This is a genomic window from Candidatus Magnetobacterium casense (assembly GCF_000714715.1).
Lineage (GTDB): Bacteria > Nitrospirota > Thermodesulfovibrionia > Thermodesulfovibrionales > Magnetobacteriaceae > Magnetobacterium > Magnetobacterium casense.
In genome coordinates, this window is record NZ_JMFO01000014.1 from 41934 (window position 1) to 55870 (window position 13937).

Here is a 13937-nt window from a genome sequence, read left to right on the forward strand (position 1 = left end):
ATTTCGCAGGAATGACAGTAGAATGGTATCTTTGGCTCATCCATGTCATTCCTGTGCAAACAGGATAAACTGTGAAAGCATAGTATACAAAAATTTGCAAAAGTATAGGTAGGTATATATCAACGAATATCTTCCTCCGTTAGAACACATACTCTTATGTGCCCCGATGATTTTATAGAACTAAAGTGTCAAAAATCATGCCAGGAGCACAGTTGGCTAATAAGGCATTAAAATAAGAGCATCTGTGATTAACTCTTACGTTGTTTATAAATCAAAGAGGGGTCAGATATGAACGAACGTTCATATGTAAACACACAAATTCAAGCAAACATCGAGGTATTAACCTATGAACGATGGTTCATAACCTATGAACTTATGTGCAGTATGTATGGGAGCGATGCCGTAGTGTTTGAGGCGCCGGGCAAGCCATCTGCTAAAAAATCATGTGCAGACCTTGTAATGTGAAGAAGATTTCTCTTGTTTTGTAAAAATATCTCTGCTACAATACTCAAAATGTTACCTTACTCAGTATGTTTTTTTAACATAGAAATAGAGGTACCCCCTTTATATTTCATGGTAACTATGCTTTTACGCATCCTGGATTCCTGGTCAAGCCAGCAGGAATGACACACTTGGAAAACGGCTGTAACTGTCATTCCTGCGAAAGCAGGAATCCATGTTTTTAAGCCATGAAGTTAATTTTGCCATGTTTTTTAAAGAAGATACGTTTGTAGTTTCTCTCACCTATATGTTTCTGTAAATATCCTGCCTATGGCCAACTCTGAGAATTACAATATCCCATCCTTCAATATCAAATATTACCCTGTAGTTGTCTACACGCAATCTGTAACTGCCAATTTTGGGGTTGGTTAGCTTTGATGAATAAAGAAAAGGTTCCTCTTTCAATTTTAGCATAGCCTTCTCAATGGAATTTTTTATTTTTGGTTCTAATTTCTTGATATCTCGTTGTGCTCTGGATGTATAAACAAGAACATAGCTCATTTATCAAATATTTCTTCATGCGATTTTACCTTGCCTGATTTATATTCTGCCCTTGCCTCTTTAATGCTCTGGAGATATTCAGGAGAGATTGCAGCGATCAAATCTTCGATGAATGCCTCCCTATCGGTCTTTTTCATTTTCCTGACGGCCTCAATTATCTCATCCGTTGATAAATGTACCTTTAACGATTGCATCGATCTTGTTTCTCCGATTTTTTTCACGCCTCTGCCTCCTTAATATATCATATTAATCTGTATCATAACATAAACAGAAATTATAGAGCGTTTCAATTGCATGCGATATAAAGAAAGAAAGGGGCGGCTCCGCCCCCCTTCAGAACCCCCTGCAAGGGGAGGGGTGAGGCACCCCGGCCAGAAAGAAGTCCCCTTGACCCCGTAAAAATGCCACATTTTTTGTATTTAATCCAATCGAAGTCTGCTATAATCGGTTAAAAAAATATCACATGCAAACTTTGTAATGTGAAGAAGATTTCTCTTGTTTTGTAAAAAAATATCTGATACAATACAAATACGGGACATGGCTATAAGCTGTATACCATTGGAGTGGTTGAAATTTATTGAGGATTATAGAGACAGGAGGTTTTATAGTTCAAGGTTTTTAGGTATAGGGGGCAGCAGAGAAAAATCCTACCTTATAATGCGCCTAATATATGTATATACCTTGCCGCAATTTCTCCTTCATGCGGATGATATATACACCTGCTGCCCCTTTCCCTCCCTTCACCGGGAGTAACGGTTACCCCGTCCTTGTTCTTTGGCTTTTTATGGGATGACCTTGTTCAGCGGGTATTCCACGATACCGGTGGCGCCTATTTTTTTCAGTGACGGTACGAGCTGACGCACGAGGCGTTCCTCGATGACGACCTCAAGGGCAAGCCAATCCTTGTCGGTCAGCTCCGATATGGTTGGCGAGTGCAACGCTGGCAGTATTGCCTTGAGGTCGCCGAGGTTTTCCCTGGGGATGTTCATTTTCAGTCCGACGCGTTCCTCTGCGGCCAGGGCACCCTCAAGGAGCATCACCATGTTGCAAATCTTTTCCCGTTTCCAGGCGTTCTGCCATGCGCCCTTGTTGGCGATAAAGCGTGTGGTTGACACGAGGATCGTCTCCACGATGCGCAGGTTGTTTGCCCGCAGCGAAGAGCCTGTTTCGGTCAGTTCCACAATGGCATCGGCCAGTTGAGGGGGTTTGACCTCCGTTGCACCCCAGGAGAAATCGACCTCGGCCTCTATGCAGTTATCGGTGAGATAGCGTTTGGTGAAACCTACCAGTTCCGTGGCAATGCGCTTACCCTGTAGGTCCTTTACGGCCCTGATCGGTGAATCGTTTGGTACCGCCACCACCCACCGCACCGGACGAAGTCCCTCCTTGGCATAGTTGAGTTCGGTGACGATCTCCACGTTGGAGTTGTTTTCAAGTATCCAGTCGTAACCGGTCAGTCCGCAATCAAGCACCCCGATCTCCACGTAGCGCGCCATCTCCTGCGCCCTGATCAGCATCCCTTCAATCTCCGGATCGTCTATCGAGGGATAGTACGAGCGCGAGGACACCGATACGTGATAGCCCGCCTTACGAAATAGCTTAAAGGTTGACTCCTGGAGGCTGCCCTTGGGAAGCCCAAGTTTAAGCGTGTTGGTTTTTTCCATGTCTCTTAGTTCCTTTGTCTTTATTTTGGATAGCTGCCCAAAATGCCATCAATCAACTTGCAACAGCAGCTAGTTCAATTGTAAACATAGCACCATTGTCTATGTTTTCAGCATAGAGTTTGCCGCCCATGTTTTTTTCTATGATCATCTTTGACATATACAGGCCAACCCCTGTGCCGTCAACATCCTTTGTTGTAAAGAATGGCTCGAACAAGTGACTCAAAACGCCATCGGGTATTCCGCCTCCGTTGTCTTTAATGTGAATCTTGACCTTATCACCGTCACGAGCTACATCCAACTCTATCCTTCCGACCTCGCCCTTGTGCAGGACATCCTTTCTCCTTGCATACATAATAGCATCCCTGGCGTTGACCATAAGGTTTAAGATGACCTGTTTCAGCTCATTGGGATAGGCGTTGACGTTTACCATATCATACTCACAGCTCTTGTATGTGCTGCACGCAACGATCTCCATAATATGGCGGGGACACTGACAGACATGTTTAATTTTGATTGACTGGGTCCTGAATTGGTCTCTTATTATGTTGACAAGCTCATAGATTATCAGATTTACATCAAAGACAACCTTTCTCTTGTTGGGTATAAAGAAGTTTCTGAAATCATCCACGGTGTGAGACATGAACTCGATCTGCTTCATGGCATCGGCGATGGTTTTGGTGAGGTACTCATCGCTAAGTCCCTCATGGTCATAGGCCTCCCTGATGTCCTGAACGATCAGACTGAGGGAATTGAGCGGTTGACGCCATTGGTGGGCGATGGCATGGATCATTTCACCCATGACGGCCATCTTGGACTTCTGTACCAGCATGTGTTCGTGTATCCGGCGCTTTTCGACCTCTTCAGTCACGCGCTGTTCGAGGGTTCTGTTGAGTTTATATATCTCATTCATTAGTTGTTTGGTCTCTGTGACGTCTCTGAGAGAGGCGATAAAGGCAGGGCTGGATTCCCATTCGGCCTCTACCATGCGCATGTCCACAGATATTGTCTCTCCGTTGCCGCGCAGGATATCGATCTCCGCCTTATCATTTTTCACTACCGGAAACCCCATAAGATGTCCGACAAGTTGACCTGTGCCCTTGTCAAACATGGCTTCGGCGGTAGGATTGGCAAAGATTACCCTGCCTTCCATGTCTATCACCAAGATGCCGTCTGCATTTTTGTTGAATACGTTATAAAAGTTGAATTCATGTGATGCCCTTATCTGTAAGAACAGCTTGTGGCGCTCTATAGCATATTGGATGGAGCGTATCAACAGCTTGTCTTTTGTATCCCACTTGACCAGGTAGTCCTGGGCGCCTTTCTGTACGGCACTTATGGCCAGGGCTTCATCTTCGGAGCCTGTCAGTACCACAATGGGGATGTGTGGCACAGTGGCGTGCAAGCTCAGAAACGTGTCAAGCCCCCTGCTGTCTGAGAGGTTGAGGTCTACCAGCAGGACGTCTATGCTGCCGTGTGGAAACTGCGACAGTGCCTCAGAGAGACGGCTTACTGCGGTCACGGCAAAGGATATGTTACGTTGATTTGACAGTATCTCTTTGACGTATTCAACGTCAACCTCATCGTCTTCGACAAGCAATACATTTATAATCTTTACTTCGTTGTTCATGCTTAATAACCCTAAGAGTGATATTTTTTATTGTTGGTAGTGGCTAGTCATCCTTGAACAGTTGTTCAGTGCGTTGTATTTCGGCTGATGATATCTGTATCGGATTGCCTGTCAATATACCCACGACATTGCGAAATGGCTTACTTATGTGCATGCCACTGTGATCAATATTGAATTCCCGGATTTCTTTGTCGTGCATGGAGCCACGCATCTTTAAGACCGTTATGCCGCGACGTGTCTCACCGTAGAGTTCTACGTACCTTAGCAGTATGATCAGGTCCGTGATGGTAGAGATATGTGTCTCCGTTATGGACGTTCCACCCAGGAGTGTTGGTGTCGTTGATGTAAACAGCCCTGCCACCTCCTGGTGTTTGATAAATGATGTGAGACTGATAACAAACTCCCTGAAACTCCTCAGCGATGAGACCCGCTCCAGGGCAGAGAGGCTGTCTACGGCAATACGATTAGGCTTGTATTTATCAATGATCTTTTTCATCTGGATGAGGTGGTCTTCAAGTGAGGCGGTCTCCGGATATTCGCACACAACCTTGAGTTTGCCCTCTTTTTCCATCTGTTCGTAATCCACGCCCCAGCCTATGGCGTTTCTAAAGAGCTGCTCACGGCTCTCCTCAAAGGCAAAAATGAGGCATCTTTCGTCCTGGTGAGCGCCTCCTGCCATGAAGTGTGTCACCATCAGGGTCTTTCCTGTCCCAGTTGCACCTGAGACGAGGATTATGGAGTCACGGTAAAACCCCCCCGAACACATCTTATCCAGTTCGGGGCAACCGGAGGTAATCCGTATTGCCGAGGACTTTTGCTTTAACTCTATGGCAGACAGCGGGATGATGATCATGCCCTCACCTGAGATGATGGTAAAGGGGAACTCCCCCTTTTGGTGGCTAGTGCCCCGAAACTTCAGTATCTCAATGGTACGGCGGCGTTTTTCTTCATCCAGCATGTTTCTGAGTATGATGACATTGTCGGCCACGAATTCTTCAACACCGAACCTGGCGATGTTGCCATGTTCCTCCGTGCGTTCTGCCGTTATTATGCTGGTGACGTTCATCTTTTTCAGCGCAAATGTGATCCGGAATATCTCGCGCCGCACGGTTGTCCTGTCTGAAAACTGGCTGAAAAATGCCCCCAGTGAGTCAAAAGAGACGCGCGTAGCCTTGATCCTGTTGATGGCGTACTCTACGCGTGCCAGCAGTGCCCCCATATCGTAGGCGCCGGCCTCTATGACCTCCGTCTCCGGGTGCATGGAGGCATCCACGAACAACCACTTCCCGTTGCGTTCGTAGTAGGGTATATCCCAGCCAAAGCCCTTCATGTTTTGTCGTATGTCATCGGGGGATTCCTCAAAGGTGACAAATATGCCACTGCTGCCGTCGTTTAATATACCTTCTACAAGGAATTGACAAGCAAAGACTGTCTTGGCACTCCCTGCCGTACCCGATAACAGGGTTGTGCGATTTAAGGGAATGCCGCCATTGGATATCCAATCAAAACCGGGGATGCCGGTCTTTAGTTTTTCCACATCTGACGTATTAAAATCTGTCACGTCTATCTACCTCCATCAGCAGTTGAGGTTTTCATTTTTGTTTGAAGGTCGAGGCCGAGCAAGACCTTTTCGGTGTCCGACAGATCGCCTATTATACGCCTTATAGGCATTGGCAGTTCCTTGATCAAGGTTGGCGTGGCAAGTATCTTCTCATCCTCGGCCAACTGCGGACGTTCTAAGACGTCTATTATCAACATGTCATATTGCCCTTGTAATTCTCCTTCACAGATGTCTTTAAGATTAGCAATGGCACGTTCAGACCTGGGTGTCTTACCAGTTACGTACAGCTTTAAGACAAATTTGCCCATCATAATCCTCCATTATATTCATACGCATTTGGTTTATCTTTGTTCATCCGACGACTTCCTGTACGTGACAAAATGATTGCGGTAGTAAGAGGCGAGGTCACCCATTAGCTCCAGGAGTATCATGCGCCCCTCTTCTATGTACAGATTAGACTTGAAGAGGTTAATACCCTCTATTTTCTTCTTTATCGCCTCACTATGTATCTCCACCACGTCACGCGGACCGGCCTTGAGATAACCCAACTGTTCAGCTATAGCCAGCAGTCCCTCGGAGACATTGTGATTCGTCTTGTAGATTCGGTGCTCTATGGCAAATTCCAGTAGCTCGCAGTACCTGGATACCGTTTGTTGAAAAATCTGCCCAGCGCCTTCCCGTAACGATAGTTTCCCAAGCATTTGAGCCGTCACGGATGCCGTTGGTGCTCCGGATAGGCGGGAGAGTGAAAGCATCTCCTGTTGGTTGTTTTGTTGCTGCCGCGTGGCGGCGAGTTCGGTCTGCAGGCGGTGTCTTTCTATGGCATATCGCATTGAGCGCACGAGCAGGTTACCGTCAAATCGACCCTTTACGAGATAGTCCTGGGCGCCCATGTACACGGCCTGCGAGGCAAACTTGCCGTTGTCAACGCCGGAGAGTATCACTATCGGTACACCGGAAAAACGTGAATACACGGCTATAAATGTATCCAGACCGTTGCTGTCAGGCAGCGTAAGGTCAAGCAGAACAACGTCTGTATCACCCTTCGATAGTCGCTCCAAACCTTCAGAAAGTCTGCCGACTGTCTCAACTTCCAGCTTGAAATCGCTCTCCTCAAGAGATAGATACTCGTCTATAAGTTCGACATCTGTGTGGTCATCCTCTATTATTAATGCCCTTACAGGTATATTGACTTTGCCGCTTATCTCATTCTGTTGTTCCATATTTGGGTTGTGAGTTGTATCGTATATTTTTCTTAGAGTTTGTTCACTTGGGGGGCAGCTTTACAACCGTGAACCAAAAATCCTCTATCGTGTTTACTACCTTTACGAATTCTTCAAAGCCAACGGGCTTGGTTACATAAGAGTTTGCCCCGAGGTTGTATGAGCGCAGTATATCGGTTTCTGCGTCGGAGGTGGTGAGAATAATGACGGGGATTTTCTTTAATCCCTCATCGCTCTTTATCTCCCTGAGCACCTCTCTGCCGTCTTTTTTGGGCAGGTTCAAATCAAGCAGTATTAAGTCGGGCTGCAAGGCGGCGCCATAGGCCCCCTCTTTTCTCAGAAACGCCATAGCCTCCACTCCGTCCATAACGACACGAAGGTTGACATACACCTTTGCCCCGAGCAACCCCTCACGCATCAGGTCTATATCTGCCGGGTCGTCCTCCACTAACAGGACTTCTATCTGTCTGCTGTCAGCCATAACGCTTCTATTATACAGTGGACACTCAGAAATGTCAAAGGTAAAATAAATTGTTCATGGGTAATAGCATTTTTCATGAGGTCAAGCAACAAAGCAGCGGAGTCACCTTTTTCTTTATGTCTAATGAGATTGCTCTGCGGTAGCAGTTGAGTTTACGAACAGTAATATGCTATAGTAATAGATGGACATTAAGAACGTTATAATAGGCTTTGGAAGTGTTATCGACATATTTCCGTCGTCATCTTTAAATATTCAACCTCTTGCACAGCTTGATAGTGATGACGATAATGATATCGCAATGGCATGGGCAGATACCGGTAACGCTATCAGATATGCTATGGGTATAGTTGATGCCGAGACAAAGCAAGTCGAAAAAACATAGCATCACCGATCTAAGCTCGCCTCTGCCTTCTGCACAGATGGATGACATGTCTGTTCAGTCTGACTCTCTATCAATAGCACAAGCTCGAATATCAAGGCACTCAGGCCCTCTTCCTGCACCTAAAACCTTGGAAGGATATGAGAGCATATTGCCTGGTTCCGCTGAGAGAATACTGGCTATGGCCGAAAACAATCTGAAGCATAAACATGAATGTGATAAAGAAAAACTAAGACAAAATAATGATATCTTAAAACTACAAAACAACGTTATGATTAATGAAGTCAAAGACCGTAAATTAGGAAAAATAATAGCATTATTTCTGATTATAATAGGGTTTATCACTAATTAATATTACGGCGTGGATTCATGCCAATGACGTAGCAATCGCAGTTGCTATTACCACTATTGGTAGTATTGCCTCGGCTTTTATCTATGGAGAGCGTATAAAAAACAAATCTCAGAAAAAAGAAGAATAGAGTTTAAGTACTGATGGTGAAGTAGAAGGCGCTGCCATTGCCATCGGCGGACTCTACCCATATCTTGCCCCCGTGTCTTTGGACGATCTTTTTGCATATCGACAGCCCTATCCCCGTGCCATCGTACTTGTCTCTGCCGTGGAGACGTTGAAAGATGCCGAATATCTTTTCTTGGTACTGTTTGTCTATGCCAATGCCGTTGTCCTTTACGCAAATCAACGTCGTTGCAGTGTCAGGTGTACGTAGAATGTCATAGGCCTTGTCCTGAGTGCTGTCAATGATCATTGCCCCGATGTGTATCCGGGGTGGTTTCTCTGATCTGAACTTTATACTGTTGCCAATCAACTGTTGAAACAACTGGAGCAGTTGTGTCTCATCGCCTCTGACTACGCCCAGGTCATCCGAGGTGATGACGGTTCCGGTTTCTTCTATGGCGGCTTTGAGGTTCAGGATAACCGTGTTAAGCAGATTGCCCAGATGTACATCCCTGAATTGCCTGCCCTGGCTGTCTATGCGCGATACGGTCAGGATGTCGGTTATCAACACCCGCATCCTCTGGACGCTATGAAGGATGTAGTCAATGTATTTTGTGGCCGTGGGGTCCATCTGCCGGCCATACTTGTTTGATAATAGTTCGGCGTAATTTGTGGCCATCCGCAGGGGCTCCATGATGTCATGGGAGGCCACACTGGCAAACTGCTCAAGCTCGGCATTTGACCTGGCCAGTTCGTAAGAGCGCACCATAAGCTCAGATTCAACCCTCTTGCGCTCCGTGATGTCTCTGCCTATGGATATAAAATGTGTTATGACACCGGCCTCACTTGTCACCGGGGTGATGGTCTTGTCCTCATAGTACAGAGCACCGTCTTTTTTCCTGTTTACGAAGGTGTCCCGAAAGACATTCCCTTTGAGTATTGTATCCCAGAGGTTTGCGTAGAATTCAACACCGTGTATGCCGGATTTTACTATTCTCAGATTCCTGCCAACAACCTCCTGCCTGCTGAAACCTGACGCGGCCTCAAAGGCTGGATTGACATATTGGACGATTCCCTGCTTGTCGGTTATCACGATCAGGTCTGCTGTTTGCTCTACGGCCTTTGACAGCTTGTTTAATTGCTCGCGGCTCTCCAGCAGATCAGCAAAGGCTAGCTTGTAGGGTTCCACCAGACCCACCTCCACGATTGCCTTGAATATAAGATAGGACGATATGAGCTTGAGATAATGGCCGGTGAGATTAAAAAAGTCATAGACCCCAATGTATAACGTAAACACTAACTCGGCGGCAATTGCCAGCATAATGGAGGTCAGAATCAGCCTGTATGTCTCAGGGGCAAACAGCGTACTCTTTGCCCTTGCCAGGAGCGCCGAAATTATAAATGCCAGGGATATTACATACTCGCTGCCTCTTTTAAATTGCGTCAATCCTGCACCGTCAACGTAGCACACAGGGAAGATATTCCAGCTCAAGATGGATAGCAACACACACGCCGTTATACCCACATAGATGGCCACCAGGTAGTACCAGTTAACCCTCTTATCAATAACAAAGAAGGCCGCCAGGATGGATAACGCCTCCGTGTATCTGGCTGCGATCCAGAATTGCGTCGGAAGATTGGCCCCTTGGCCGGGAAATACACCAAGCCCCTTGTAGGCAATCATGTGCATCAGCTCTACTGTCCCGATAAAGAAGTAGGCAACTCCCAGAAAGATAAAAAAATTATTCTTCAACAGGTGTTTTAATTTCCAGGTAAAAACAAAGATGCAAAGAGACAAGATAACCCCAAACAACTCTATCAGACTATGAAACACCAGATAGTTATAAAGACTGATTATATACAGTCCGGCAAAGATTGTTAATGCGAAGATAACGGGCATAATGTAAAATAAAACATGGAACCTACACCTATACGTGACTCAACCCATATATGTCCGCCATGTCTCTCCACGATCTTCTTGCATATTGCCAGGCCGATACCTGTACCCTCATACTCTCCACGGCCATGGAGCCTGTGAAACATCATAAATATCCTGTCATAGTCCTCAACGTCTATCCCGATGCCGTTGTCGCTTACGGACAACAGCCATTGCGACTCCGACAGACGTACAAAGCCGTCATTGGTTTCAATGGCCTGTCCCCCATGCGCCAGTATTGCTGATACATGTATCTTCGGTGGGATGTCAGTCCTGAATCTGATAGCATTGGCTATCAGGTTTTGAAACAGTTGGACTATCTGCGTCTCATCGGCCATGATAACGGGTAGGGGATCGTTTGTCACTGTGGCTTTGCTTTCATCTACAGACCTTTGCAGATTGGACAAGGCACTCTGGAGCGCCTGCACAAAATCGACAGGTTCAAAGCTCTTTCCCTGCGTGCCAACTCGTGAAAACTCCAGCATGTCGTTTATCAGCTTCTTCATCCTGGTTGTGCCATCGACTATGTAATCGATGAATTTATCTGCCTTGGGGTCTAGCCGGCCCTCATAGCGTTGTTTCAGCAGCTCCGTAAAGCTGGCGATCTTTCTCAGCGGTTCCTGCAGGTCGTGGGAGGCCATGTAGGCAAAGTGCTCCAGCTCGTTATTGGAACGGAGCAGCTCTTCGGCCTGGATTTTAAGCATGTCTTCGGCCTTCTTACGGGATACCACCTCTTCCTCCAGTTGTTTGTTGACGCTCTGCAGCTCGGCGGTGCGCAACTGCACCATCTCTTCGAGGTGATTGCGGTATCTTTCAAGTTCACTCCGGGTGTGTTGTCTTTCGGTTATATCGTGAAGCATCCATATGTAGCCTGTGAGTGCTTTGTCCTTGTCCCTGATGCCAAAGACCCTGCCCTCTATAGACTTGACACCGCCCTTGCTATGACGGTTAAAGGTAAATGTGTACTCTTGCCCTCTGTTTACCTGTTGCAGGGCGGTCTCCACACGCAGGGCGTTTACCCTCTGCTGTGAGTGTATTTCGGTGAGGGGCTTGCCGATAACGGCATTTGCCTTGACGTCGAGGAGCACCTCGGCCATGGGGTTGAAGTACTTGATGGTCAGGTCTATGTCCGTTGCCACAATGGCCATGTCAAAGGAGGAGCAGAGTATGTTGTCGAGATAGACGGTCTTTTCCATGATGGCCTCTTGTACGCACTTGTATTTGGTGATGTCTCTGAAGAAGCCTGCTATTGCCTTTCTGCCATCAAGTTCTATTATGCCGGCCCTGATATCTACGGGTATGACCTGACCGGATTTGGTGATGACCTCAAGGGACTCATTGAAACTCTTGTCTCTTGCAATGCGCTCCTTGAATAAGCGTTCGTATCGTTGAGTCTCTTGCGGGGGATGGATTTCACTCTGGTGCATACCGATAAGCTCCTCTCTGGTTCGGCCCAGGAGTCTTTGGGCTACCTCGTTGACGTCCGTGATCAGGCCTGTTTGCGCGTCGGCGATCAATATGGCGTCATCGGTTGTTTCGATGAGCTTTCTGTACTTCTCCTGCGAGCGTATGAGCATGTCGGTCATGTGTTGGAGTTCTTGTTTGCGGCGGTACAGTTCGATAAACACCTTGACCTTGCTTATCAGTACTATTGGCTCTACGGGCTTGTACAGGTAATCCACGGCACCGGATTCATACCCCCTGAAGGTATGGCTGAGGTTTGTGTCCAGGGCCGTTATAAAGATTATGGGGATATCTCTGGTTCGTTTATTGCCTTTCATCAGGGTGGCCAGTTCGTAGCCATCCATCTCCGGCATCATTACATCGACAATGGCCAGGGCTATGTTGCACTCCAGGAGTATCTGCAGGGCCTCACGTCCTGAGTGTGCCCTGCAGATGTTAAGCGCAAGCCCCGTGAGTGTTGTCTCAAGCGCCACAATATTGGCAGGGACATCGTCCACGATAAGAATGTCTTGTCTGCCATCAGAATTAAAATACATGATAATAACAGTATAGCATAACATGGCATTGAGAAGTCAGCAATTGTCAGTTACGTGACCCTCACGGCAGAAGGGGATGTTTTTCCCTTCCGTGTTGCAATAATGTAGAGATACTGTTATAATTTTCGGTATGTAGAGAACTATTGTCAGAGAGTCCTCTTATGCCGTGTCAACCAGCCGGTTTTACAGATATACTGATGAAAAAATACAAGGAGACCATATGGATGAGTTAAAAGAAGGGCTTTGCAGTCAACTGCTCAGGACGGCGTTAAGCAGTGGCGGTGAGTATGCCGATGTATACTTTGAGGATAAAACGCCTCTGTCCATCCTCATGGAGGACCAGCGGATCGAAAAGATATCCACGGGCAGGGAGTGTGGCGTTGGCATACGGGTGATCTTTGGTCACCGGACGGCATATGCCTACACCAACGATATGGCCACGGAGTCGCTGCATGAGTGTGCCATGACTGTAAGCAGGGCCGTCAGGGGAAACACCCCGGGCATGGTTGCCGACATGACCAGACTGCGACCAACGGTTAATTACGTCGTCCTGCACCCACCGGAGGCCGTGCCTGTGGAAAAAAAGATCGCCCTCATACAAAAAGCCAACTCCGCAGCCAGAACGTTCAGCGACAAGATCGTGCAGGTAACCGTGTCATACATGGACAACACAAAGGACGTACTGATAGCCAACTCCGATGGCAACCTCTGCCAGGACAGACGGGTGCAGACGCTCTTTGTCGTCAACGTAATTGCCAAAGAGGGCAACGTCATTCAAACCGGCTACGAAACCATCGGAGGCAGAATGGGGTTTGAGATATTTGACGACAATAACGTTGGTGCCGTTGCGTTGAAGGCGGCCTCACGTGCCGTAGGTATGCTCAATGCCAGGCGGGTCAGTGGGGGACGGATGCCCGTGGTCATCTCCTCCGAGGCTGGCGGCACGATGATCCACGAGGCCATTGGACATGGGCTTGAGGCAGACCTGGCACAACAGGGACTATCGGTCTACAGTGGCAAGAAGGGGCAGTTGGTAGCCTCCCCGCTCGTCACCGTGATAGACGATGCCACTCTGCCGGGCAAGCGTGGCTCCTGTGTCTTTGACGATGAGGCCACCGCGGGCCGGCGCAACGTCCTCGTACAGGATGGCGTCATCACTCAGTACATGTACGACAGACTAACCGCCATGCGTGACGGTGTGCGTTCCACAGGCAACGGCAGGAGGCAGTCATATCAGTCCAGGCCCATACCGCGTATGACCAACACATATCTGGCCTCCGGTAACTCCTCTGTCGATGACATCATAAAGGGCACTCCAAATGGGCTGTTCGTGAAGAAGATGGGCGGGGGTCAGGTCAACACCGTCACGGGGGACTTCGTCTTTGACGTCCAGGAAGGCTTTCTGATCAAGAACGGCATGATTGACGAGCCGGTAAGGGGGGCAACTCTCTGTGGAAATGGTCCAGCCGTGCTCAGTGCCATTGACATGATAGGCAGCGACCTTGGCTTTGCCATCGGCACCTGTGGTAAAGACGGTCAGGGCGTACCCGTCTCCGATGCGATGCCCACCGTAAGGATACCAGACATTGTGGTCGGCGGGGAGGTGTGAT

The 13937-nt window shown here is 47.7% G+C and carries 14 protein-coding genes; 4 read left to right on the forward strand and 10 right to left on the reverse strand.

Translation table 11 applies throughout. From position 1 onward, the window contains the following. Window positions 1-288: 288 nt before the first annotated feature. Window positions 289-465, forward strand: a complete 177-nt coding sequence (locus Mcas_RS18145) for a hypothetical protein (RefSeq protein ID WP_156033287.1) — start codon at window positions 289-291, stop codon at window positions 463-465. A 279-nt stretch (window positions 466-744) separates the two neighbouring features. Here the strand turns inward: Mcas_RS18145 and Mcas_RS08975 are convergent, their stop codons facing one another. The 8 genes from Mcas_RS08975 to Mcas_RS09010 all read right to left on the reverse strand — a co-directional run bounded on the left by Mcas_RS08975 (window position 745) and on the right by Mcas_RS09010 (window position 7558). Beyond that, on the reverse strand, window positions 745-1002 hold the full coding sequence (locus Mcas_RS08975; RefSeq protein ID WP_040335194.1) for a type II toxin-antitoxin system RelE family toxin: 258 nt from the start codon (window positions 1000-1002) through the stop codon (window positions 745-747). Beyond that, entirely contained in the window at window positions 999-1223 is a 225-nt protein-coding gene (locus Mcas_RS08980) for a hypothetical protein (protein WP_200873670.1), read from the reverse strand. The genes Mcas_RS08975 and Mcas_RS08980 overlap by 4 nt, the downstream gene beginning before the upstream one ends. Window positions 1224-1784: 561 nt before the next feature. Further along, complete coding sequence (gene hisG / locus Mcas_RS08985; RefSeq protein ID WP_040335195.1) at window positions 1785-2666, reverse strand: ATP phosphoribosyltransferase; 882 nt, start codon at window positions 2664-2666, stop codon at window positions 1785-1787. 52 nt (window positions 2667-2718) lie between these two features. After that, window positions 2719-4293 carry a hybrid sensor histidine kinase/response regulator gene (locus tag Mcas_RS16660; protein WP_052567075.1) on the reverse strand — a complete coding sequence of 525 codons (1575 nt, stop codon included), beginning with the start codon at window positions 4291-4293 and terminating at the stop codon, window positions 2719-2721. Between the two features lie 43 nt (window positions 4294-4336). Next, window positions 4337-5854 carry a circadian clock protein KaiC gene (gene kaiC / locus Mcas_RS08995; protein WP_040335196.1) on the reverse strand — a complete coding sequence of 506 codons (1518 nt, stop codon included), beginning with the start codon at window positions 5852-5854 and terminating at the stop codon, window positions 4337-4339. A 2-nt stretch (window positions 5855-5856) separates the two neighbouring features. Beyond that, window positions 5857-6162: a circadian clock protein KaiB gene (kaiB, locus tag Mcas_RS09000; protein ID WP_353740388.1), complete on the reverse strand. Its 306-nt coding sequence runs from the start codon at window positions 6160-6162 to the stop codon at window positions 5857-5859. Between the two features lie 33 nt (window positions 6163-6195). Further along, complete coding sequence (locus Mcas_RS09005) at window positions 6196-7077, reverse strand: response regulator (protein WP_052567076.1); 882 nt, start codon at window positions 7075-7077, stop codon at window positions 6196-6198. Window positions 7078-7120: 43 nt separating this feature from the next. Then, a complete protein-coding gene (locus Mcas_RS09010) occupies window positions 7121-7558 on the reverse strand; it encodes a response regulator (RefSeq protein WP_040335198.1) in 438 nt (145 codons plus the stop codon). Window positions 7559-7739: 181 nt separating this feature from the next. Here Mcas_RS09010 and Mcas_RS09015 point away from each other — a divergent pair, with 181 nt between their 5' ends. After that, window positions 7740-7940, forward strand: coding sequence for a hypothetical protein (locus tag Mcas_RS09015; RefSeq protein WP_040335199.1), 201 nt, complete (start codon window positions 7740-7742; stop codon window positions 7938-7940). A gap of 46 nt (window positions 7941-7986) precedes the next feature. Continuing rightward, on the forward strand, window positions 7987-8289 hold the full coding sequence (locus Mcas_RS17640) for a DUF2335 domain-containing protein (protein ID WP_162176289.1): 303 nt from the start codon (window positions 7987-7989) through the stop codon (window positions 8287-8289). Between the two features lie 130 nt (window positions 8290-8419). Here the strand turns inward: Mcas_RS17640 and Mcas_RS16670 are convergent, their stop codons facing one another. Continuing rightward, entirely contained in the window at window positions 8420-10291 is a 1872-nt protein-coding gene (locus Mcas_RS16670) for an MASE3 domain-containing protein (RefSeq protein WP_052567078.1), read from the reverse strand. Beyond that, window positions 10270-12327 (reverse strand): PAS domain S-box protein, encoded by a 2058-nt coding sequence (locus Mcas_RS16675; protein ID WP_162176290.1) that lies wholly within the window; start codon window positions 12325-12327, stop codon window positions 10270-10272. The genes Mcas_RS16670 and Mcas_RS16675 overlap by 22 nt, the downstream gene beginning before the upstream one ends. Window positions 12328-12547: 220 nt before the next feature. On the opposite strand from Mcas_RS16675, the gene Mcas_RS09035 reads away from it, so the two are divergent. After that, window positions 12548-13936: a TldD/PmbA family protein gene (locus Mcas_RS09035; RefSeq protein ID WP_040335200.1), complete on the forward strand. Its 1389-nt coding sequence runs from the start codon at window positions 12548-12550 to the stop codon at window positions 13934-13936. Window position 13937: the final 1 nt, after the last annotated feature.